This window comes from Undibacterium sp. TJN19, assembly GCF_049339485.1.
Classification (GTDB): domain Bacteria; phylum Pseudomonadota; class Gammaproteobacteria; order Burkholderiales; family Burkholderiaceae_D; genus Undibacterium.
Map to the genome: position 1 here is coordinate 619385 of NZ_JBMPPL010000001.1, position 22962 is coordinate 642346.

22 protein-coding genes and 1 tRNA gene are annotated in these 22962 nt (G+C 53.2%); 15 read left to right on the plus strand and 8 right to left on the minus strand.

Annotated features, from left to right (window positions below):
- Positions 1 to 12: 12 nt before the first annotated feature.
- The 5 genes from ispE (at position 13) to ggt (ending at position 4683) form a co-directional block, all read left to right on the plus strand.
- The gene (gene ispE, locus ACO0LH_RS02895; RefSeq protein ID WP_422939544.1) at positions 13 to 861 is read left to right on the plus strand and encodes a 4-(cytidine 5'-diphospho)-2-C-methyl-D-erythritol kinase; all 849 of its coding nucleotides are present in this window, start codon (positions 13 to 15) and stop codon (positions 859 to 861) included.
- Positions 862 to 931: 70 nt separating this feature from the next.
- Positions 932 to 1008: transfer RNA gene (locus ACO0LH_RS02900), tRNA-Gln, on the plus strand.
- Between the two features lie 121 nt (positions 1009 to 1129).
- Positions 1130 to 2092, plus strand: a complete 963-nt coding sequence (locus ACO0LH_RS02905) for a ribose-phosphate pyrophosphokinase (RefSeq protein ID WP_422939545.1) — start codon at positions 1130 to 1132, stop codon at positions 2090 to 2092.
- A 121-nt stretch (positions 2093 to 2213) separates the two neighbouring features.
- Positions 2214 to 2801, plus strand: a complete 588-nt coding sequence (locus ACO0LH_RS02910) for a 50S ribosomal protein L25/general stress protein Ctc (RefSeq protein ID WP_422939546.1) — start codon at positions 2214 to 2216, stop codon at positions 2799 to 2801.
- Positions 2802 to 2943: 142 nt separating this feature from the next.
- A complete protein-coding gene (ggt, locus tag ACO0LH_RS02915) occupies positions 2944 to 4683 on the plus strand; it encodes a gamma-glutamyltransferase (RefSeq protein ID WP_422939547.1) in 1740 nt (579 codons plus the stop codon).
- A 23-nt stretch (positions 4684 to 4706) separates the two neighbouring features.
- Here ggt and ACO0LH_RS02920 read toward each other — a convergent pair whose 3' ends face one another.
- Positions 4707 to 5288: a 5-formyltetrahydrofolate cyclo-ligase gene (locus ACO0LH_RS02920; protein WP_422939548.1), complete on the minus strand. Its 582-nt coding sequence runs from the start codon at positions 5286 to 5288 to the stop codon at positions 4707 to 4709.
- Between the two features lie 35 nt (positions 5289 to 5323).
- On the opposite strand from ACO0LH_RS02920, the gene ACO0LH_RS02925 reads away from it, so the two are divergent.
- The 4 genes from ACO0LH_RS02925 (at position 5324) to ACO0LH_RS02940 (ending at position 10004) form a co-directional block, all read left to right on the plus strand.
- Positions 5324 to 7279: a transglycosylase SLT domain-containing protein gene (locus ACO0LH_RS02925; protein WP_422939549.1), complete on the plus strand. Its 1956-nt coding sequence runs from the start codon at positions 5324 to 5326 to the stop codon at positions 7277 to 7279.
- A gap of 21 nt (positions 7280 to 7300) precedes the next feature.
- Positions 7301 to 8014 (plus strand): glutathione S-transferase family protein, encoded by a 714-nt coding sequence (locus ACO0LH_RS02930; protein ID WP_422939550.1) that lies wholly within the window; start codon positions 7301 to 7303, stop codon positions 8012 to 8014.
- A gap of 3 nt (positions 8015 to 8017) precedes the next feature.
- Entirely contained in the window at positions 8018 to 9208 is a 1191-nt protein-coding gene (locus ACO0LH_RS02935) for a multifunctional CCA addition/repair protein (RefSeq protein ID WP_422939551.1), read from the plus strand.
- Between the two features lie 109 nt (positions 9209 to 9317).
- Positions 9318 to 10004, plus strand: a complete 687-nt coding sequence (locus ACO0LH_RS02940; RefSeq protein ID WP_422939552.1) for a GNAT family N-acetyltransferase — start codon at positions 9318 to 9320, stop codon at positions 10002 to 10004.
- Positions 10005 to 10128: 124 nt separating this feature from the next.
- Here ACO0LH_RS02940 and ACO0LH_RS02945 read toward each other — a convergent pair whose 3' ends face one another.
- Together ACO0LH_RS02945 and ACO0LH_RS02950 are read right to left on the minus strand one after the other, a co-directional pair.
- Positions 10129 to 10452, minus strand: a complete 324-nt coding sequence (locus ACO0LH_RS02945; protein ID WP_422939553.1) for a hypothetical protein — start codon at positions 10450 to 10452, stop codon at positions 10129 to 10131.
- Between the two features lie 178 nt (positions 10453 to 10630).
- Positions 10631 to 11134 carry an Lrp/AsnC family transcriptional regulator gene (locus ACO0LH_RS02950; protein ID WP_422939554.1) on the minus strand — a complete coding sequence of 168 codons (504 nt, stop codon included), beginning with the start codon at positions 11132 to 11134 and terminating at the stop codon, positions 10631 to 10633.
- Positions 11135 to 11354: 220 nt separating this feature from the next.
- Between ACO0LH_RS02950 and hppD the strand changes: the two genes are divergently transcribed.
- Both hppD and phhA read left to right on the plus strand, forming a co-directional pair.
- The gene (gene hppD, locus ACO0LH_RS02955) at positions 11355 to 12467 is read left to right on the plus strand and encodes a 4-hydroxyphenylpyruvate dioxygenase (RefSeq protein WP_422939555.1); all 1113 of its coding nucleotides are present in this window, start codon (positions 11355 to 11357) and stop codon (positions 12465 to 12467) included.
- An 87-nt stretch (positions 12468 to 12554) separates the two neighbouring features.
- Entirely contained in the window at positions 12555 to 13460 is a 906-nt protein-coding gene (gene phhA / locus ACO0LH_RS02960; RefSeq protein WP_422939556.1) for a phenylalanine 4-monooxygenase, read from the plus strand.
- 53 nt (positions 13461 to 13513) lie between these two features.
- Here phhA and ACO0LH_RS02965 read toward each other — a convergent pair whose 3' ends face one another.
- Entirely contained in the window at positions 13514 to 14044 is a 531-nt protein-coding gene (locus ACO0LH_RS02965) for a DUF2147 domain-containing protein (RefSeq protein WP_422939557.1), read from the minus strand.
- Between the two features lie 241 nt (positions 14045 to 14285).
- Here ACO0LH_RS02965 and ACO0LH_RS02970 point away from each other — a divergent pair, with 241 nt between their 5' ends.
- Complete coding sequence (locus tag ACO0LH_RS02970; protein ID WP_422940556.1) at positions 14286 to 15023, plus strand: response regulator; 738 nt, start codon at positions 14286 to 14288, stop codon at positions 15021 to 15023.
- Complete coding sequence (locus ACO0LH_RS02975) at positions 15023 to 16363, plus strand: sensor histidine kinase (protein WP_422939558.1); 1341 nt, start codon at positions 15023 to 15025, stop codon at positions 16361 to 16363. The genes ACO0LH_RS02970 and ACO0LH_RS02975 overlap by 1 nt, the downstream gene beginning before the upstream one ends.
- A gap of 603 nt (positions 16364 to 16966) precedes the next feature.
- Here ACO0LH_RS02975 and ACO0LH_RS02980 read toward each other — a convergent pair.
- Both ACO0LH_RS02980 and ACO0LH_RS02985 read right to left on the minus strand, forming a co-directional pair.
- Positions 16967 to 17788, minus strand: a complete 822-nt coding sequence (locus ACO0LH_RS02980) for a DUF2087 domain-containing protein (protein ID WP_422939559.1) — start codon at positions 17786 to 17788, stop codon at positions 16967 to 16969.
- Between the two features lie 339 nt (positions 17789 to 18127).
- Positions 18128 to 18748, minus strand: coding sequence for a LysE family translocator (locus tag ACO0LH_RS02985; protein WP_422939560.1), 621 nt, complete (start codon positions 18746 to 18748; stop codon positions 18128 to 18130).
- A gap of 135 nt (positions 18749 to 18883) precedes the next feature.
- Between ACO0LH_RS02985 and ACO0LH_RS02990 the strand changes: the two genes are divergently transcribed.
- Positions 18884 to 19777 carry a LysR substrate-binding domain-containing protein gene (locus tag ACO0LH_RS02990; protein ID WP_422939561.1) on the plus strand — a complete coding sequence of 298 codons (894 nt, stop codon included), beginning with the start codon at positions 18884 to 18886 and terminating at the stop codon, positions 19775 to 19777.
- A gap of 16 nt (positions 19778 to 19793) precedes the next feature.
- On the opposite strand, the gene ACO0LH_RS02995 is transcribed toward ACO0LH_RS02990, so the two are convergent.
- Positions 19794 to 20657, minus strand: a complete 864-nt coding sequence (locus ACO0LH_RS02995) for a lipid A biosynthesis acyltransferase (protein ID WP_422939562.1) — start codon at positions 20655 to 20657, stop codon at positions 19794 to 19796.
- On the minus strand, positions 20654 to 21514 hold the full coding sequence (locus ACO0LH_RS03000; protein WP_422939563.1) for a lysophospholipid acyltransferase family protein: 861 nt from the start codon (positions 21512 to 21514) through the stop codon (positions 20654 to 20656). Before ACO0LH_RS03000 ends, ACO0LH_RS02995 begins: the two co-directional genes overlap by 4 nt.
- 228 nt (positions 21515 to 21742) lie before the next feature.
- Between ACO0LH_RS03000 and metK the strand changes: the two genes are divergently transcribed.
- Entirely contained in the window at positions 21743 to 22924 is a 1182-nt protein-coding gene (metK, locus tag ACO0LH_RS03005; RefSeq protein ID WP_422939564.1) for a methionine adenosyltransferase, read from the plus strand.
- Positions 22925 to 22962: the final 38 nt, after the last annotated feature.

Genomic DNA, 22962 nt, shown 5'->3' on the forward strand with positions numbered 1-22962 from the left:
GGAAGCAAGCAGATGCAAAAACTGGAAAATTGTCCCGCACCAGCCAAGCTCAATCTTTTCCTGCATGTGACGGGGCGTCGTGCAGATGGCTATCACCTGCTGCAAACTGCTTTCCAGTTGATAGACCATTGCGATTATCTCGATTTTGCCGTGCGTGAAGACGGCCAGATTGTCAGGACCAATGATATTGAGGGTGTGCCAGCTGACAGCGACCTCATTGTGCGTGCCGCCAGGCTTTTGCAGCAACAGACTGCTTGCCCGCTGGGTGCCGACCTGACCCTGCATAAGCACTTACCCATGGGCGGCGGGCTGGGCGGCGGGTCTTCAGATGCGGCCACGGCGCTGATGGCATTAAACCATCTGTGGAAAACCGGTCTTTCCCGCGCAGAACTGATGAAAACCGGCCTGCAACTGGGTGCGGATGTACCGTTTTTCCTGTTTGGTGAAAACGCCTTTGCCGAAGGCGTGGGCGAAGAATTGCAGCCACTTGACACACCGGCATGCTGGTTTGTGGTGCTAGAACCAGGTGTGCAAGTTCCCACACCAGCAATTTTTTCGGCGAAAGGCTTGACAAGAAACACGAAGCCCGTCAGAATAGCGGACTTTTCCAGTACCAAAGAATTAGACTGGAAAAATGATCTGCAAACAGTTGCCTGCGCATTGTTTCCGCAAGTCGGTGAAGCCATACAATGGCTCTCGGGTTACGGCGATGCAAAGATGACAGGATCAGGAGCTTGTGTTTTTTGCGCCTTTGCTGATGAGGCAAGCGCAGATAGCGTGTTAAAGCAAGTGCCGGATCGCTGGGTATCATGGAAAGCAAAAGCGCTGAGTCGCCACCCGATGGCGCTGAAATTGAGATAGTAAAATATTTGGCTTGCAGTCAGTTTAACGCTAAAATAGCGGCGAATTGGAAACAGGCAAACGGTTGTGTAGGGGAGTCGCCAAGCTGGTTAAGGCACCGGATTTTGATTCCGGCATGCGAAGGTTCGAATCCTTCTTCCCCTGCCATTAAATTAAAGCCGCCGCATAGATTGTGCGGCGGCTTTTTCAGTTTTATCAGCGGCTTCTTTTGTGTAAAACCCATGCAAAATAAGCCAGACCCACAAAATCTCAGCCGATAGGTCCAGCCATGGCAAATGCGCGCGCAAATGACAACATGATGGTTTTCACTGGCAACGCCAATCCTGCATTGGCTGCTGGTGTTGCCAAGCAACTGGGCATACCACTCGGCAAAGCCGACGTTTCCAAATTCTCTGACGGTGAAGTGATGGTCGAGATCAATGAGAACGTCCGCGGCAAAGATGTTTTCGTTTTGCAATCGACCTGCGCACCTACCAACGACAACCTGATGGAAATCATGTTGATGGTTGATGCCCTGAAACGCGCCTCTGCTGGCCGTATCACTGCCGCCATCCCTTATTTTGGTTATGCCCGCCAGGATCGCCGTCCCCGCTCTGCGCGTGTGGCGATTTCTGCCAAGGTCGTTGCCAACATGCTCGAAGAAGCCGGTGTTGACCGCGTGCTGATCATGGATTTGCATGCAGATCAAATCCAGGGTTTCTTTGATATCCCGGTCGACAATATCTACGCCTCGCCGATTTTGCTGGGCGACCTGGTTGCAAAAAATTATGAAGACCTGCTGGTGGTTTCACCAGACGTAGGTGGTGTGGTACGTGCACGCGCGCTGGCAAAACGTCTGGGCTGCGACCTGGCCATCATCGACAAACGCCGTCCTAAAGCCAATGTCTCTGAAGTCATGAACATCATTGGTGAAGTTGAAGGCCGCAACTGCGTGATCATGGATGACATGGTTGATACCGCCGGCACCCTGACCAAGGCAGCCGAAGTATTGAAAGAACGTGGTGCCAAGAAGGTGCTGGCCTATTGTACGCACCCGGTTTTGTCGGGACCTGCGATACAGCGTATTTCGCAGTCACCACTGGATGAACTGGTGGTCACTGACACCATACCTTTGTCTGAAGCCGCCCGTGCCTGTCCTAAGATTCGCCAGCTGTCGTGCGACAGCTTGCTGGCAGAAACCTTCCGCCGCATCACCAAGGGCGAATCCGTGATTTCTCTGTTCACAGACTAATCATATAAACGTTTCCGGCGCTGCCATCTTGCTGATGGCAGTGCTTTTTTCTGGGTCCCTGGTCGCGGGGGCTCAACACCGCAAAACCAATAAAACGTTTTGCATTTTTTGGAGTAACACCATGAAAGTAATCGCATTTGCACGCAAAGAACAGGGGACCGGAGCGAGCCGCCGCCTGCGCCTTGCTGGCCAAACACCTGGCATCATCTACGGCGGTACAGAAGCCCCGGTATCCATCACTCTGGATCACAACGCCCTGTACCATGCGTTGAAAAAAGAAGCCTTCCATTCTTCCATTCTGGATCTGGAAGTTGATGGCAAAACAGAAAAAGTATTGTTGCGCGACTTCCAGGTCCACGCATACAAACAACTGGTTTTGCACGCTGATTTCCAACGCGTAGATGCTAACCAAAAAATCCACGTTAAAGTGCCTCTGCATTTCGTGAACGCTGATGTTTCCCCAGCAGTGAAATTGTCTTCCGCAGTCATCAGCCACGTTGCTGTTGAGCTGGACGTTTCCTGCCTGCCAGCAGACTTGCCAGAATTCGTTGAAGTTGACCTGTCCAAACTGGAAGCCGGTCAATCCATCCACGTTTCTCAACTGACATTGCCAAAAGGCGTGACAGCTGTTGTGCACGGTGGCGACGCTACTGTTGCTATCGCTGTTGTACCAGCTGGTGCAACATCCGCAGAAGCCGAAGCGAAGTAATTCGTTTCAGCTGTCGCAAGAAAGCCGCCTCAGGGCGGCTTTTTTATTTTCTGCATGCGGGATAAATGTACACTGATGGATGTCGAAAAGGTATAAATTAATAGCGTTCGCGAACACGCCCACCCTGCCGGAGTAAGTCTGCATGTATTTTTCAAAAAAGCTTTGCCTGAGTCTGCTCATCCCCCTCTGTTACGCCTCTGTCAGCCTGGATAGCCAGGCACAAATCGCCGCTGGCATCAAATACGACACCACCTACCCCATCATCAGCCCGGTTCACGGCCAGCATGGCATGGTCGTCAGTGAACAGGCTTTGGCCAGCCAGGTTGGTCTTGATATATTGAAACGTGGCGGCAATGCCGTTGATGCAGCCGTTGCGGTTGGTTTTGCGCTGGCTGTGGTGCTGCCCAATGCGGGCAATATCGGTGGCGGCGGCTTCATGATCATTCATGAAGCCAAATCAGGCAAGGATATTGCACTCGATTTCCGTGAACTGGCACCTGAAAAAGCCAGCAAGGATATGTACCTCGATGCCAATGGCAAGGTGATACCTGGCAGTTCGCTGCATACCCATCTGGCTGTGGGCGTGCCGGGCACAGTGGCCGGCATGGACCTGGCATTGCGCAAATATGGCAGCCTGCCTTTAAAAGACGTGATCGCTCCCGCCATACGCCTGGCTGAACAGGGTTTTGCCATCAGCCCGCACTTGGCTGAACTGATAGAAGACAGCAAACCCGAGCTGGGCAAATGGCCAGCCAGCCGCGCGATTTTCTTCAAGGATGGGCAACCGCTGAGGGCTGGCGAAATCTTGCAGCAAAAAGACCTCGCGCAATCTTTGCGCCTGATTGCAAAAGACGGTGCGCGGGCTTTTTATGAAGGCAGCATAGGCCAGAAAATCGTCGCTGAAATGCAGCAGCATGCGGGCCTGATCTCAGCCACTGACCTGAAGAACTACAAGGCGGTTGAACGCATACCGGTCAAGGGCAATTACCGCGGCTATGAAGTGATGTCCATGCCGCCTCCCAGCTCAGGCGGCGTGCACATCATCCAGATGCTCAATATGCTCGAGCACTTCCCGCTGAAAGAACAAGGCGTTAACAGCGCAAAAACCCTGCACCAGCTCAGTGAGGTGATGAAGCTGGCCTATGCTGACCGTTCCGAATTTCTCGGCGACCCTGACTTTTACAAGGTGCCGCTCAAAGGCCTGACTTCACGCGCTTATGCCGATGAGCTGGTGAAAAAAATCCAGCCTGACCGCGCTACGCCTTCGAGCGAGATTAAGCCAGGCAAGCCACTGCCCTATGAGAGTGACCAGACCACGCACTACAGCGTGGCTGACAAATTCGGCAACGCCGTAGCGACTACCTATACGCTGAACCTGAATTTTGGCAGCGGCATCGTCGCCACAGGCACGGGCATCGTGCTCAATAATGAAATGGATGATTTTTCCGTCAAGGCCGGTGTACCCAATGCCTTTGGCCTGCTGGGCGGGGATGCAAATGCGGTACAGGGCCTGAAGCGGCCGCTGAGTTCGATGTCACCAACCATCGTCCTCAAAGATGGCAAACCCTTCCTGGTCACAGGCAGCCCGGGTGGCAGCCGCATCATCACCACGACCCTGCAAACGATATTGAATGTGATTGACCACGGCATGAATGTCGCCGAAGCCACCATCACACCACGTATCCACCAGCAATGGATGCCTGACCAGTTGCGCTTTGAAAAAGGCATCAGCATCGATACCCTGAAACTGCTGGAACAAAAAGGACAGAACCTGAAGCCTGCGGCAACCCTGGGCAAGACACAGACCATACAAATCGGTAAAGATGGCTTTGATGGTTATTCTGACCCGCGTAACCCAGACGGCAGCGCTCTGGGGCTCTGAAACGCCATCGCTACCATCAGCCTTTATCCAGCGATCAGTATGTCATCCATGGCAATATCGTGCTCCCCTGCTGCAAAATCAGCAAGGGTGCATTGATAGGCGATGCCCAGTGTCAATGGCCTGGGCAGTTTTTCCAGAGTACGGTCATAGTAACCACCGCCATAACCCAGGCGAAAGTTTTGCGCATTGAAGCCAACGCAGGGAATGATCAGGGCTGCAGGCAAAATAGTCACACTGCGCTGCGCTGGCACAGGGATGCCATATTCATCGTCAAGCATGGGGTCCCCAGGCTTCCAGTCTAAAAACACCAGGGGCTGCTGCCTGGTTTCAATCAGCGGCAAGGCCAGTTGCATCCCTGCCGCGGCCAATGTGCCATAAGCATCCCGCAAATCAGGCTCGCCTTTTATCGGCCAATACACACCCAGGCTCGTAATTTGATGATGCGCACAATAGGCCTGCAACTTTTGCCCCAGTTCGGCATCCCATTGTTGCTTGAGGCTGGCATCCAGGTTTCTACGTTTCTGCAACAAAATTTTTCGCAAGTCGTGGCGGCTCTGGGGTGCATCTGTCATGCTAGTGTGCGCGATGGCTGTGGGCTGTGTCATACTGTCAGAAATGTAATCAAATACTGTGTCTAAAGATGTCTGCGAAAAAAAGTTTAGCTGGTCTGGGTCTGGTGATGTTAGCAGGTTTCGGCATAAGCCCCCTTGCCGGTGCAGTTGCGGCAAAAAGGGGGTTGATCAATGATGATGATCGTTTCATGGCCTTGCGCGATGCGGCTTTCCATGACGATACATTCAATGCCGAGCAGCATGCAGCAGCGCTGAAAAATTACGAAATCCCTTCTTACGTCGATTATTACCGTCTGCGTTCGCATCTGGCAAAAGCCACGAATGCCGAAATGCGTGAATTTTTGAACAAGTATGAAGGCACGGCCATTGCAGACAGGTTGCGCAATGACTGGTTGCTGTTGCTGGGCAGGCGGGGCGAATGGGATTTGTTTGACCAGCAATATCCGCTGTTCGTGGTGGCTGACGATAACCAAGTGCGCTGCTACTCGCTGTTGTCGAAAGCTGTCAAACAACAAAAAGTTGCCGCTGAAGCACGTAATTTGCTGAACTCACCGCGCGACTATGGCGAAGGCTGCTACGCCCTGGTGACTTACCTCACGGCAAACAACCAGTTCAACCAGAATGATCTGTGGACACAAATGCGCATGGCAGGCGAAAACGCTGCCTTGCCGCTGGCACAGCGCCTGGGCAAGTTACTGGAAATTCCGGACAGGCAGGTTACCGATGCCATCGACAAACCGGCCCTGTTATTGAAAAAAGGGCCGGATGTCGGCCGTACCGCGCATGAGCTGTACCTCATCGCGCTGGGCCGCAATGCCAAAAATGATCATGAGCAAGCTGCCGCCACCCTGACCCGCTACAGCAGCCAGTTCAGCGAAAGCGAACGTGCCATGGGCTGGGCGCAAATCGCCCTACAAGCCGCATTGAAGCTGGAACCGGAAGCACTGGGCTACTGGCAAAAAGCCAGTAATGCACCGTTGTCACTGGAAGCCTTTCAATGGCGGGTGCGTACTGCCTTGCGCGAAGGCGACTGGAAGCTCGTCAAATCATCGATCGACAACATGCCTGCCAGCCTCAAGTCTGACCCGGCATGGGTCTATTGGCTTGGCCGGGCCCTGAAGGCGGAAGGCAAGAATGAAGAAGCACGCGCCCTGTTCACCAGTATTGCTGATCAGCTGCATTTCTATGGCCAGTTGTCACTGGAAGAACTGGGGCAAAAAATAGGCGTGCCTGCGGCAGTCAAACCGGTGACGCCGGAAGAAATCGCCCCGATGGAAAAAAATGCCAACCTGCAAAGGGCATTGAAGTTCTATGCGATGAACCTGCGTTTTGAAGGCACGCGTGAATGGAACTGGGAATTGCGCAAGATGAGCGAACGCCAGCATCTGGCAGCAGCTGAACTGGCACGCCAGAATAATTTGCTGGACCGCATGGTCAACACGTCTGACCGCACCAAGGGCGAACTCGATTTCAGCCAGCGCTACCCTACCCCTTTCAATGACAGCATGTACAAGACCACCCAGAGCCTGGGGCTGGACATGGCATGGGTGTATGGCCTGATCCGCCAGGAATCACGTTTCATCATGAACGCCAAATCGCATGTGGGCGCTTCTGGCCTCATGCAGTTGATGCCTGCCACGGCACGTTACGTCGCCAAGAAAATTGGCCTGGGCAATTTTGTACCGGCACAGGTGAATGATGTCGATACCAATATCGCCCTGGGCACCAATTACCTCAATATGGTGCTGACCGACCTGGGCGGCTCGCAGGCGCTGGCATCAGCCGCCTATAATGCGGGGCCGGGGCGGCCCAGGGCATGGCGGGCAAAATTGACACGGCCAGTGGAAGGGGCTATTTTTGCAGAAACCATCCCCTTCAATGAAACCCGTGGCTATGTCAAGAATGTCTTGTCGAACGCCACTTATTACGCTGCCCTGTTCGAGAAAAAACCGCAGTCATTGAAGACGCGGCTGGGCACGGTGATCCCCAAGGGGATGACCGCCGGTGATCCCGATCTCCCTTAAATTTTTTGAACACAAAAACTCATGCAAGATACTGAAATGCAACCTGCGCTGGCCGCCATGCTGGGGAAACACCGCTCTGGCCTGCGTCTGATCATCGGCAATAAAAATTACTCTTCCTGGTCGATGCGCCCGTGGGTGGTGATGAAGGCCTTTGGCATCCCGTTTGAAGAAGTGCGCATCCTGCTGAACCAGCCGGATACGACGAACCGCATCGCTGAATTTTCTGCCGCCGGGCGCGTGCCGGTGCTGCTGGCGGGTGAAATTACCATCTGGGATTCGCTCGCCATCTGTGAATACCTGGCTGAACAGTTTTCCATACTGAACCTGTGGCCGGAAGACGTGGCCGCCAGGGCGACGGCGCGCAGTATCTGCGCTGAGATGCATTCCGGTTTTTCTTCACTGCGCTTTGACATGCCGATGAATATCCGTGCCGACCGGTTTGGCAAGGGCCGCACCATAGGTTCACAGGCAGACATCGGCCGCATCAGCGAAATCTGGGAAGATTGCCTGGCCTTGTATGGCGCACATCAATTTTTGTTTGGTGAATTTTCAATTGCCGACGCCTTCTACGCGCCGGTGGTGATGCGCTTCCGCACCTATGGTGTCTCGCTCGCCCCGGCATTGCAGGCCTATGTTGACCGTGTGATCGCCCACCCTGCGGTGGCGCAATGGGTCAGGGAAGCACTGATGGAAACCGAGACCATGCCAGGCCATGATGCACGGCCTGCCGAATAAGCAATGAAGAGTTATATCGTTGGCGGTGCAGTACGTGATACCTTGCTGGGCTTTCCGGTGCAGGACAGGGATTTTGTCGTCGTCGGCAGTTCACCCGGAGAAATGCTGGCGCTGGGTTACCTGCCGGTGGGCAAGGATTTCCCGGTGTTTTTGCATCCCAAAACCCGTGAAGAATACGCACTCGCCCGTACCGAACGCAAGACCGCCGCAGGCTACAAGGGTTTTGTATTCCATACCGACACCAGTGTCACGCTGGAAGAAGACCTGATACGTCGCGACCTGACCATCAATGCCATGGCACAGGATGATGCAGGCCATATCATCGACCCGTTTGGTGGCCGACAAGACTTGCAAAACCGTGTGTTTCGCCATGTGTCAGAGGCGTTTTGCGAAGACCCTGTGCGCATTTTGCGGCTTGCACGTTTTGCTGCGCGCTTTGCCATGCCACCGACAGAGTTCAGCGTCGCAGAAGAAACCAATGCCCTGATGCAAACAATGGTCGCCGCCGGTGAAGTGGATGCGCTGGTGGCTGAACGGGTATGGCAAGAACTGTCACGCGGCCTGATGGAAGTCAAACCATCACGCATGCTGGATGTCTTGCATGCGTGCGGTGCACTGCAAAGGCTGTTGCCAGAACTGGCCGCATGGTGGCAGACAGCAGATGGCAGCGATGGCAACAATGGTGCTGATAGTGTCGATAGTGCCGATAATGCAGAACCAGCCCGGCAGCTTATCGATCACGCCGCCCGGTGTGGCCTCGCACTGGCGCAGCGTTATGCCGTCTTGCTCCAGCAGCTTGATGATGTAAAAACCGTCGAAGCCATCAGCCAGCGCCTGAAAGTGCCGGTTGAATGCCGTGACCTGGCCGTGATGACAACACGCGAATACCAGACCATCTTGCAGGCACAAGACTTGTCAGCCGCCAGTGTGGTCGACCTGCTGGCGCGCAATGATGCCTTTCGCAAACCGCAACGGTTTCTTGATCTACTGCAAACTATTGCCTGCATTTTCACAGTGCGCAAGGCACAGTATGACACCGCTTTCCCGCAGGCAGATTTGCTGGGCAAGGCGATGCAAGCAGCGCAACAAGTGAATGGCGGCGCGATTGCCAGCCTGCATGGCAGCCAGCCGCAACAGATACCGGTAGCCATACGCGAAGCCCGTATTGCCGCGGTGGCAGCCCTTCTGAAATAGTAGTTAACGTTTAAAGATGGCGGTTTTCTGGAATAATCAGTGCAGATCACCTACAATGCGTTGTGCACTGCACAAAAAACCATTCCTATAATTCCCCTAAGGAGCTGGTATGAATGCGAACGACGTTTTCCCTGATACCCCAAAACATTTGCCCAAGCCGGGCGGCAAACCATCGAGATCGACAGTCTTCGTCAAGGAATTGTCAGAAAAAGACCGGCACCGTATCCTCCGCCATTTTCTGGGACTGGAAGAAAGTGACCGCTTACTGCGTTTCGGCACGTATTTGCCGGACGTGATGATAGAAAAATATGTAGAAGGCATCGATTTTTCACGCGACAAGGTGTTTGGTGTGGTCAGTCACCATTTCAGCCTGGTCGGCGTGGGCCATCTGGCCTATGCACCAAAAGAAGTCGGTGATGAAGCGACCAACAAAGACAAGGTGGCAGAATTTGGCGTGTCTGTCTCAAAATCAGCACGTGGCAAAGGCGTGGGCTCACGATTGTTTGAACGTGGCGCGATCCATTGCCGCAATGATGATGTCGATACCTTGTACATGCATTGCCTGTCATCCAACCAGACCATGATCCATATCGCCAAAAAAGCCGGCATGGAAATCCATCGCGAATATGGTGAGGCCGATGCCTACCTGAAGCTGTTGCCAGCCGATGCCGTCAGTGTCCTCAAAGAAGCCATGCAGGAACAGGTCGCCACCATCGACTACACCATCAAGGCCAATACCCGCGCAGCCGCAAAATGGCTGAGCAACCTGCCGGGCATGAAGGATAATTCCAAGTAGAACAGATTATCCACATGGTCTTTGCATCATGTTTATGCCAAGGCCGGGATAAATCATGTCTTTCTTTCGTATCTTGAATTGAAAAGACTGAACTTGAAAGATCGTACTACCTCTTTGCAGTTAATTATGTCGATTCATAGTACCCGTCATCGCTCCAGTTATTGAAGAGCAAATAAGCACCAATTATTGTACCGACAGGGAATGCAAACAGCATGAGCAGGGCAATTAAAGTTGATGTCATTCGCGCCCACGGTCTTTTATTGTACGCACCGACAGAAGTCGCATAGTGCAAAACCGTCAAACTCAAAAAAATCGAAAATACGCTTATCAAGGCATTATTTGGCTTCCCGGAATGAGGGTAAAGCATGTATCCGAGTACCAACAACAAGAGACCATACAAAAGAGCTAAAGCGCGATGTGTCCTCGCGACTTTTTCGTGTTTTTCCATATTGGCAAATCCCCACATTAAATAATTGTTTGATCAGGCTCTTTACAGCTATTGCAAATAGCTTCAGGGTCAGCAAGTCTCTGAAATAGCACCGCGTAAATGTTAACTATTTATGTCTTGGCAGTAAACAAAAATTTCATTAATGCATGCATTTTTAATATTTTTAGAGTAACGATAGTTACCCGCTGATTACTACCGGCAAGGCCGTCGTGTCCTTGATATGCTGGAGGGCAAAGCTGGATTTGACATCCAGCACGGCAGGATGGCGCAGCAGGGTTTCCATCATGAAGCGTGAGAAATGGTTCATGTCTTCGACATGCACGCGCAGCAGGTAATCCATTTCACCGGTCATGGCATAACAGGCGACCACTTCCGGCCATTGCGCCACTGATGCAGAAAAATCATCTCGCGGTGAACGTGAACTGCCCTTGCCCGGATTATCGCTATGCTTTTCCAGCCTTACATTGACATAGGCCAGCAAACCCAGGCCTATCTTGGTCGGTTCCAGCAAGGCGACATATTTGCGGATGACGCCGCTGTCTTCCAGCCGCTTGATGCGGCGCAGGCAGGGTGATGGCGACAGGTTGACGCGCTCTGCCACTTCCTGGTTGGTCAGCCGCCCATCTGCCTGCAAAATCGCCAGAATTTTGCGGTCAATTTTATCGAGTTCAATTTCAGCCATAATATGTCTTAAATTTATTTATATAAGCAATATTATTGCTCAAATCTCTAAATCATTGGGTTATTTTGCAATTATATGGCGCGTTTTGCAGACTATACTGAGAGCTTGAGCTACATCAAAGCCAGACATTAAGCTAGCCAGTTGAAACTAACGAGCTGAAACTAGCGTGTTGAAACTAGCATGATGCAGCAATACTGATGATCACACTGAGGAGACAGGCATGACTTTCCAAACTTGGGAAAACCCTATGGGTACCGATGGCTTTGAGTTTATCGAGTACGCGGCACCCGATCCAAAAGCACTCGGCGACTTGTTTGTCACCATGGGTTTTACTGCGATAGCCAAGCATCGCACCAAGGATGTGACCCTGTTCCGCCAGGGCGGTGTGAATTTCATCATCAATGCAGAACCTGATTCTTTCGCACAAAAATTTGCCCGCAAACATGGCCAGTCTGTTTGCGCATTCGCTTTCCGCGTCAAGGATGCCAATGCTGCCTACAAGCGCGCACTGGAACTGGGTGCCTGGGGTTTCGACAATAAAACCGGCCCTATGGAATTGAACATCCCTGCCATCAAAGGTATTGGTGATTCCCTGATTTATTTCGTTGACCGCTGGCATGGTAAAGATGGCGCAGATGCAGGTGCCATCGGCAATATCAGTATCTATGACGCTGACTTCGTGGCACTGCCAGGTGTGGATTCCAACCCTGTCGGCAAGGGCCTGACTTACATCGACCATTTGACCCACAATGTGCATCGTGGCCGCATGAAGGAATGGGCAGATTTCTATGAAACCCTGTTCAACTTCCGCGAAATCCGTTACTTCGATATCGCTGGCAAGCACACTGGCCTGAAGTCCAAAGCCATGACTTCACCTTGCGGCAAAATCCGTATTCCTATCAACGAATCTTCGGATGACAAATCCCAGATCGCTGAATACCTGGATCTGTACCACGGCGAAGGCGTGCAACATATCGCCATGGGTACAGACAATATCTATGACACTGTAGGCGGCATGAAAGCCAATGGCGTGGTGTTCCAGGACACGATAGAAACTTACTACGACCTGGTTGACCGTCGCCTGCCTGGCCACGGCGAAAACCTGGAAGAATTGCGCAAGCTGCGCATTCTGGTTGATGGCAAGAGCACAGAAACATCGCGTGAATTGCTGTTGCAGATTTTCACAACGACGGTCATCGGCCCTATCTTCTTTGAAATCATCCAGCGCAAGGGCGACCAGGGTTTTGGTGAAGGTAATTTCCGCGCCCTGTTTGAATCTATTGAGCTTGATCAGATCCGTCGTGGTGTCATCAAAGACGAAACAACTGCCTGAAGCATTAAAACTTTGTTTCGCTAATAGCTAATGGAGATATGAAAGAGGCTGGTCATCATCTGATGCCGGCCTTTTTCACTGAAAAATATGGATACTATCGCTACTTCCGCTACTGCTGACACGACTGTCAGCAACGACGATTTTCTGGCTACCGTTGCCGAAAAATCCAATGGTGCAGCCCTGCGTGGCAATTATGAAAAAGCCGACGCGCAATACGTTGTCGAGCAAGACTGGGATGCCTATACCGAAGCAGAGCATAAACTATGGCGCAAGCTGTATCAGCGCCAGATGGAACTCTTGCCTGGCCGTGCCTGCGATGAGTTCATAGAAGCACTGCACAAGATGGATGCCTCGGCTGGCATCCCGAAGTTTGAGCGTACTTCAGAAGAATTATTTGCCGCCACCGGCTGGCGCATTGTGGCCGTGCCCGGCCTGATCCCGGAATTGACTTTCTTCGAACATCTGGCCAACCGCCGCTTCCCGATCACGGTCTGGTTGCGCACGCCGGAAGAATTCAATTACATCGTCGAACCCGATGTCTTCCACGATTATTTTGGCCATGTGCCCATGCTGTTCAATCCGATTTTTGCCGACTACATGCAGCTGTATGGCAAAGGCGGTCTGAAGGCGATGAAGCTGGGTGGCCTGGATTTTCTGGCGCGCCTGTACTGGTACACGGTAGAGTTTGGTCTGATCAATACCGACAAGGGTTTGCGCATCTATGGCGCGGGCATCCTGTCGTCAGGTGGCGAAGTGGAATATTGCCTGAAGCCGGGAACGACTTCACGCCATATCCATCTCGACATAGAACGCTGCCTGCAAACCCTGTACAAGATAGACAGCTACCAGGAAACCTATTTTGTCATCGACAATTTCCAGCAATTGTTTGATGGCACGGCACCGGATTTCACGCCTTATTATGAACGCCTGAAACAACTCGATGCCTTGCCAGCCAATACTCTATTGCCGGGTGAAGTTGAATTGCTGCCGTAAGCCAGCACGGATATTAAAAACTGAAATGGGAGCATCAAATGATGCTCCCATTTCTATTTTTGCGCCGTGATGATGTTGGACACACGCGTCCACACCTGGGTACGGCCATTTTCTGGCTTGTCCTTGTAGGCAGTGACTTCCAGCTCAGTCTGGCTCAGCATGCGCATCTGGCAGGCATAGGTCTGGCCATCGGCACGGTTAAAAATCTTGCCTGACCAAGTGTCGGCATTGCCTGGCGTAAAGCCTTCCATGATGGTCTTGCCCAGTACAGGCGTGGCGGGCATGGATGTTGAGGCAGCACCCATGGCAGCCATGTTGCTGACATTGCCCGCATCATTGACCTTGCTGACTTTGCCGCATAAGGCTTCGCCACAATGACTGATCTGCACTTCCAGACTGCCACTTTGCGTGAGCCAGGTACCGGCGACTGCGCCAGCCTTGCTGCTGGCATGATGCTGGGCCTGGATTTCAGCTTCCACAGGTGCCAGGTAGTAATCAGACAAACCAGCCTGCTGCGCCTGGGCAGACCAGGCACTCATCAATAAAGTGGCGAAAGTGCTGATAACGATCATTTGCTTTTTCATGTCAGTTCTCCTTGAGTTGTCGAGGTGATGCAATTCATCACGGCCATGTCATTAGACAGGCGCAAGGTATCTGGCAGATGTCAGGAAATGCCATATTTGCATCTACATATGTGTCAAGAGTGCCCAGATACACTGGGATACAAAAGATTTTGTCTCTGCCACGATTTAAGCTATAAAGCACTATGGAATGAACTATCAAGAATGCGCAACCAGTACACAACCAGTCCAGCACATGGAAAACATTGAATCCCCGGATCACATCCTCATCGTTGATGATGATGCAGAAATACGCGAACTGACTGCCCTGTACCTGCGCAAGAATGGCAACAAGGTCAGTACGGCTGCGGGCGGCAAACAAATGCGCGCCTTGCTGGAAGGCAGTGCCATCGACCTGGTTGTGCTTGATATCATGATGCCCGGCGAAGATGGTTTGAGCCTGTGCCGTGAATTGCGCTCTGGCCCGCACAAAGTCATTCCCATATTTTTTCTGACGGCACGCGCTGAAGAAACTGACCGCATCGTCGGCCTGGAAATGGGCGCAGATGATTACCTGACCAAGCCTTTCGCTGCACGCGAGTTGCTGGCACGCATCAAGGCGGTCTTGCGTCGTACACGCATGCTTCCCCCTAAATTGCGCGAACAAAAACCACCCGCCATGCTGCATTTTGGTGACTGGCAACTTGATACCCTGGCACGCCATCTGCTTGATAAAGACGGTGTCATGGTCACGCTCAGCGGAGCGGAATACCGCTTGCTGCAAGTCTTTGTCGAACACCCGCAGCGCGTGCTGAACCGTGACCAGTTGCTGAACCTGACGCAGGGTCGCGATGCCGACCTGTTCGAGCGCTCCATCGACTTGCTGGTCAGCCGCCTGCGCCAGCATTTGCGTGATGATGCGCGCGAGCCGCGTTATATCAAAACCGTGCGCAGCGAAGGTTATGTATTTTGCGCGCAAGTTACCGCACCCGAGGAAGCCTGATGCATATCATAGAAAGCCCGCACTGGCCGCACACCCTGTTTGGCCGCATATGCCTGATTTTGCTCAGTGCCCTGCTGATGGCCTATGCACTGTCATTTGCCTCATCACAATGGGACAAAATGCAGGTCAGGAAAAATCATATGGTTTATTCGGTAGGCAAGGATGTCGCCAATGCGATTTCCTTTCTTGACCGCCTGCCAGTCAGTGAACGTCAGGCCTGGCTGGGCAAACTTGCCCGCAACAACTATGAATATACTTTGCAGGCCGCCCCCGCAGATGCCAAGGACAGCATAGACCTCGACATTGCCAACGAGGCGATAGAGGCCATCAAGAATAACCTCGAACATCCGGCAAAGATCAAAATCAGCATCAGTATGGAAGCAGATAAAAAAATCCTGCAATTGCATCTGGCCCTGAGTGATGGCGCGCCGCTCACCGTGCGCCTGACTGCCTCGCCTTACACCATACAATGGAGCATGTTTTCGCTGCTCTGCGTACAGCTTGCCATTCTCATGGTGGCAGCCTGGCTGGCAGTCAGGACAGCGACACGCCCGCTGGCGATGCTGGCCGACGCTGCCGATGCGATGGTCAAGCCCGGTGCCAGGCCACAGTTCCCTGCCCGTGCACCACGAGAAGTATTCCGCGCAGCGACTGCCTTCCAGAACATGCAGGAACGCATAGATACTTACCTGGCAGAGCGCATGCAAATCCTGGCTTCCATCACCCACGACCTGCAAACCCCCATCACCCGCCTGCGCCTGCGCACCGAACTCATGGACGACGATACCCATCGGGACAAAATGCAGGCCGACCTGCAAGCCATGCAAAAACTAGTGGAGCAGGGCCTGGCCTATGCCAAGGTACAAAACCAGCTGCAAACCAACCAGGAAGCCAGCAGCAAGATCAATCTCGATGCCCTGGCTGGCAGCCTGGTACAAGACTATTGCGACACCGGCCAGCAGGTCAGCCTGCATGGCAATAGCCACCAGACCCAGCAAACCCGCCCCCTGGCCCTGTCCCGCCTGCTCGGCAACCTCATCGACAATGCATTGAAGTTTGGTGGTGAAGTCGAGCTTATTCTGAGCAGTGACCAGCAGCATGCAGTCATCACGGTACAGGACAGAGGCCCAGGCATCCCGGAAGAACAATGGGAAGCCGTCATGCAACCCTTTGTGCGACTCGAATCGTCCCGCAACCGCGATACCGGAGGTGCTGGCCTGGGACTCGCTATCGTGGCGCAACTGGCGTTGCAACTGCATGCGGAGATACGGTTTGCCAATCGTGAAGGTGGGGGCCTGGCGGTGAGTGTCAGCCTGCCCTTGCAGGCTGCGATGGGGTAGGTTTAATCGGTGGGCAATTGATCGCGAAGAATGTGGCTGCGGTCGTGATGCCGTTGCTTTTTAGATTTTGATGTTGTTTTTGATTTTGCCTTACCCCCGCTTGGGCCCTGTATCCCTAAAGGGAAGGGACATCGCCTTGCAGGGCGATGTCGTTACGCAGGCGGATTGCATGCAATCCGAATTCCCTGCTACACCGATGCAATTTGTGCATCGCAGAAAATGGATAAGAAAGTTTTGTTGTCTGAGCCGAAGGCGAGTTTCGAAACTTTCCATTTTTTGTGATGCACAAATTGTGCTGAAGCGTAGCGCAAGCACCCGAAGGGCAAGTCTGCGGTCGCCTTTCTTTGATTCCTTTCTTTGGCGAAGCAAAGAAAGGAATTCGGCCGCCGGGCCGAGACCCGGCTTGGTACTACGAAGGACTATCGTTTTAGTCAAAGTGCGAGCTTCAGCAAACAATACGGCATACCACGAACGCCGCTGGAACGCCAGCCCGGTGGATTCCTGCCTGCGCAGGAATGACGTTAACTACATTGCCGTCAAATTCAAGACTCAGCAGCCAGGGCGGTACAACAAAGCTAATCTGCATTAAATCGCAGACATAGCTCACACCCTCCAATACTCCCCCTCCGCCCTCTCCATCAATCCATTCATAATAAACTCCCGCCGCAAGGTCGCAAAATCAGAATGAAACTGCAACAAGAAGCTATTGATATCCGCCTCCACATACCGCTGCTCAAATTGTAATTGCTTCACCAGCCAGCGCAAGATCACCAGTCGCTTTTTATGCTGCTCAGGAATACTCACCAGCCGCCCATCCTTGACGAAAGACTTCATGACCCGCTCAGCCTCGACTTCCGTCGACTGCAAATCCAGCATGAGTTGAGAGGCATCCCAGTTCTCTTTGAAACGCTCGGTGCGGCTGGCTTGCAGGCGTTGCTGCGCCAGGTTCAGCCAGTTTGCACTGCCATAGCCCTGTACCAGATCACGCCCGATAGCGTCCCAATATTCAGCAGCAGCGCTCACACCCAGCGCCTGCAAATAATCAGCGGTGACGACGAGGTATTGCTTGCGGTAAGGTAGTAAATAGCCAGCTTCATTCACCCGCAATTGCGCCTGCGCTTCGGCATAGCTGGCATACCAGTGATTGATGAAGACAGCCACTTCGGCACCGTGCCAGAAGTCACCCATGTCTTCACCCGGTCTGGCTTCGCCACCGAGGACGATGCGGGCATGTTCCCAGTTCTGGAAACCGGCATCGGCTGCGGCCAGGTTCATGCAGTGCTTGAGTTGCCAGACCTCGGGAATGTCCCACTTGCGCTGACGGCTCAAGATCAGGGCGCGTTTGCTGGCTGCGGTATTGCGCGTCTCCAGCAGTTTCTGCAATAAACGGGCGCGGGTTTTGATTTCTGTCGTCAATGCATTCATGCTGTTGCTCCACGAGAGGTGGGCTGCAATGCAGTGAACAATGAGGGGTAGTACGAAGACAACATGATGAACTCCAGTTCGCTTATCGACGACCCGCTGACGTCAAACGAAACATGGCAATTATCACATTAGTATGGATGTGCATAATATCTAGAGGCTGTTACAAAATTAAGATGGCTAGGCGCCATCGCCGCAGACAGTACTTTAGTACGGCAAGGCGATGCAACAACGCCAGGTTAATTTTGTAACAGCCTCTAAGGGTGAGAGCCTCTTGTGCGGGTAGGCGCCCCTTAGCACCTGCGGCAATTTTAGGCGCGCATCCAGTTTTCGTCAACCATGTCACGAATGCAAGGCTGGCAAACTGGCCAAGGACACACCCAATAATATCAGTACGCCGCCAATGCAACGATTGAGCATGGCCTGTTTTTTCAACATGTCCACCCGCAAGCGATGATCTGAAAAGAACAGGGCAACCAGGCTGAACCATATCCAGTGTGCGACAGACATGAACAAACCATAGCCAAATTGCGCCAGCAAGCTGGTATCAAGCTGTACGACCTGTGTGTAAGTGCTCAAGACAAATAAAGTGGTCTTGGGATTAAAGGCATTCGTCATGAAACCTGCACGCAAGGCCGCCAGAGTATTCAAGGACTGCCCCTCTCCTGCTTCGGCACTGACGATAGCGCGGGCAAAAAATGTCTGGTAACCGATATAAATCAGATAGATCGCACCGATGATCTTGATGGCGAAATACAGGCTGGGTGATTTGGCAATCAACAGCCCCACACCCAGCATGGTGTACATCACATGCACCTGCACACCAAGTGCTATGCCACTCGCAGCCAGCAGGCCTGCACGGCGGCCATACAGGTAACTGTTCCTGGTGACCATGGCAAAGTCAGCACCGGGGCTGATGACGGCCAGGATGGTGATGATGGCGACGGCAATGAGTTCTGTCATGTTCTTCCTCAAGATAAAAATATTTATTTGTGATCTGATTTGTGATCTATGTTCACGTATGCACAGATTCTGAAGCCAGGCAACGATGATGAAAATCGATATATACTCAGACATATCATTGAGAAAATCTCACAGATGCCAAATCACCTTCCCTCTCTGAATGCCATACGCGTATTTGAAGTCGCCGCACGCCATCTGAGCCTGGTCAGGGCGGCGGAAGAACTGCATGTGACCCACGGCGCGGTCAGCCGCCAGATCAAGCAACTGGAAGAAAAACTGGGCGTGGAATTGTTCGAGCGCCGCAACCGCGCCATCTTTTTGACACGCGCTGGCTTGAGCCTGCAAGGCACTTGCACTGACATCATGCGGCAACTGGAAGCCGGCCTGCGTCAACTGAAGCAGGCAGATGATCAACCGCTGGTGGTGTCGTGCGAACCGACGATAGCCATGCGCTGGCTGATCCCGCGCCTGGGTCAATTCAGGCAACTACACCCTGAACTGGAGATTCATTTATTTGCCGCTGGCGGCCACGTCGATCTACGCCACGGGCATATAGACCTGGCTTTGCGGCGCAATGATTTTGCCTGGGATGCACACTACCATGTCGCTCAAGTTGCGCATGAACTGATCGCCCCGGTTTGCATTCCCAACCTGCTCAAACAAGGCAAACTGCAATTGAACCAGCAATGCCTGTTACACACGGCAAGCCGGCCAGATGCCTGGCCACAATGGCAAAAATTCAGCGGGCAGGCTGTACGCGGCAAGAGCCGGGCGACGTATGAACATTTTTACCTGAGCCTGCAAGCTGCCTGCGCCGGGCTCGGCGTCGCCATGGCATCGGCGTATATGGTGGAAGATGAAATCCGCAACGGGCTGCTGCTGGCACCACATGCCTTCATGGCAGATGGGACTGACTATGTCTTGCTGTCAGCCCTGCCATTTGAAGAAGACCCGCGCCGTCTGGCATTTCTGGAATGGTTGCAGCAGGAATTTGAAGTGACGGCACAGGCCGTCACTGGTGGAAAGTAATAGCTGATCCGCACTATCAATACAGGCTTGCTTCACCCGGTGGCCGGGTTTTAAAGCGCTTGTGTGCCCAAAAATATTCGGCTGGCGCTTGCAGGATTTCCTGTTCGATATACGCATTCATGAAGCGGGTTGCCTCGATCATGTCGTCACCGGGATAGTTTTCCCAGGCGTCACGGAAACTGACTTTCCAGCCGCGGTAATTGGGCAATATCGTCGCAATCACCGGTATCACTTTGGCTTTGGTGGTGGCCGCTATCCTGGGCACTGCGGTCAGCGTGGCGGCGGGCACACCAAAGAAAGGGACGAATTCCGCATCCTTGGCGCCAAAATCCATATCGGGCAGCATGAAGAAGGGCAGGCCTTCGCGCATTGCACGGATGATGGGTTTGACACCCTCAGCCCGCGAGAATAATTTCACCGAGCGAAAACGCGAGCGGCCCTTGCGCAGGGCTTCATCAAACACCTTGCTGCGCTGCTCGGTATAGATGGAACACAGCGACGATTCCAGCATCACCGCCACGCCTGCCACATCGAGGCTGACAAAATGCGGGCACATCAGGATGGTAGGGCCAGCCTGTATGCTGGCCAGCGGCACAGCCGGGTCTATCTGTATCAATTTTTTCAGGCGCGCTTCTGATGCCCACCAGAGAATGCCGCGCTCCAGCACGCTGCGTGCATAGACCTGGAAATGCCGTTTTGCGATGGCTTCTCTTTCTGCTTCGCTCAGTTGCGGCAGGCACAAACGTAAATTGGTCAGCGTGATATGGCGACGCTTGCGTATCAGGCGAAACAGCAGACTGCCTACGGCTTCACCAAGACGCCCCAGCACCGGCAAAGGCAACCAGTGCAACAGCCACATCAGCCCCAGCACTGCCCTCATGCCTGCTCCTGCTCAGAGCGCGTTTCGGGGCCATCTACGCCATCCGGTTTTTTATAGCGGTTATAGCTCCAGAAATACTGGGCTGGTGACAGCGCGATCAGTTTTTCCATGCCGCGGTTGATGGCTGCTGCCTGCTCCACCGGGTCAGACCCCAGCTCTTCTTCAAAGGGAACAAAGCGGATCACATAACCGCGCCCCATGGGCAGGCGTTCAGCATAGGTCAGGATAATGGGCGATGAAGTCATGCTGTGCAATTTGGCCGACAGGGTCATGGTGTAGGCGCGCTTACCAAAGAACTTGGCCCAGACGCCCTCACCTTCCTGCGGCACCTGGTCAGGCAGCAGGCCGATGGCTTCACCTTTCTTGAGCGCCTTTGCCATGATCCTGACGCCGGATAAATTGGCGGCAGCCAGCAATAGGTTGTCACGCGCACGCGCGCCTTCGATCAGGGGCTTCAGGGCTGCCTTGCGTGGCGGGCGGTACAAGACTGTCAGGCGGGTACGCACGGCGATACTCTGTGCCACGATTTCAAAACAGCCAAGATGCGGTGTCAGGAAAATAACACCCTTCTTGCCATCGAGCGCGGCCTGTACCAGTTCCCAGTTTTCTATCGTAGCGGTGCGCAAAACCCTGTCCGGGCGGGCGCACCAGATGAAGGGCAGCTCCAGTATATTTTTCCCGGCTTCCCTGACTGCATGGTGCAAATGCCCGGCAAAACCAGCTCTCGTGATGTTTTCTTTCAGGCGGCGGCGATATGAAGCTGACAATAAATACACCACCCAGCCCAGTAGCGATCCCGTCGCATGCAAGACCGACAAGGGGAAAATGGAAAGGAAACGAAACAAAGTGACAAGCATGACGCAGCTCAAGTATCAGTATAAAAAATAGGGGATATTCGACAGATAAAGTAGAACGAGCGTAAAATATCACACATTGGGCTGCTTTGACCTGCAACAACATGGTAAAGCAGCCACCGCCGAGTTAACAGACAACTTGCGAGGCGGTTAATAAAATTCGCTAAAGCGTCGCAGGATCTCTTCCGACTGCGGCAAAATCTTTACGGTCATTTTTTATAGGAGCCTGCGATGGCAAATGATTTTCTTTTTACTTCTGAATCGGTTTCCGAGGGACACCCGGACAAAGTCGCCGACCAGATTTCCGACGCAATCCTGGATGCCATTTTTGAGCAAGACCCGCGTTCGCGCGTTGCTGCCGAAACCCTGACCAATACCGGTCTGGTGGTACTTGCTGGTGAAATCACCACCAATGCCCATGTTGATTACATCCAGGTGGCACGCGACACCATCAAGCGCATCGGCTATGACAATACCGACTACGGTATCGATTACAAGGGTTGCGCCGTCCTGGTGGCTTACGACAAACAGTCGAATGATATCGCCCAGGGCGTTGACCAGGCATCTGATGACCACCTCAACACCGGTGCCGGTGACCAGGGCCTGATGTTTGGTTATGCCTGCGATGAAACACCAGAGCTGATGCCAGCACCAATCTATTACGCCCACCGTCTGGTAGAACGCCAGGCACAATTGCGCAAGGATGGCCGCCTGCCTTTCCTGCGCCCGGATGCCAAGAGCCAGGTCACCATGCGTTATGTCGACGGCAAACCGCATAGTATTGATACTGTGGTGCTGTCCACCCAGCATCACCCTGACCAAAGCGAAACACCAACGAAGATGAAGCAGTCTTTCATCGATGCCGTCATTGAAGAAATCATCAAGCCGGTCTTGCCGACTGAATGGCTGAAAGATACCAAGTTCCTCATCAACCCGACAGGCCGTTTTGTCATTGGTGGCCCGCAAGGCGATTGCGGCCTGACCGGTCGCAAGATCATCGTCGATACCTACGGCGGCGCATGCCCGCACGGTGGTGGTGCTTTCTCAGGCAAAGACCCTACCAAGGTTGACCGTTCTGCCGCTTATGCAGCACGTTATGTGGCGAAAAACATTGTCGCTGCCGGTATCGCCCGTCAATGCCAGATCCAGGTTGCCTATGCAATTGGTGTGGCCCGCCCGATGAACGTGACCGTGTATACCGAAGGTACAGGCGTGATCCCTGATGACCAGATCGCCGCACTGGTCAATGAATATTTTGACCTGCGTCCGAAAGGCATCATACAAATGCTGGACTTGCTGCGCCCCATCTATTCCAAAACTGCCGCCTATGGTCACTTTGGCCGTGAAGAGCCAGAATTTACCTGGGAACGTACCGACAAGGCCGCTATCTTGCGCGCTGCTGCGGGTCTGTAATCTGTCTTAGTTTGTCTTAACGTGTGGCACCGGGAGTT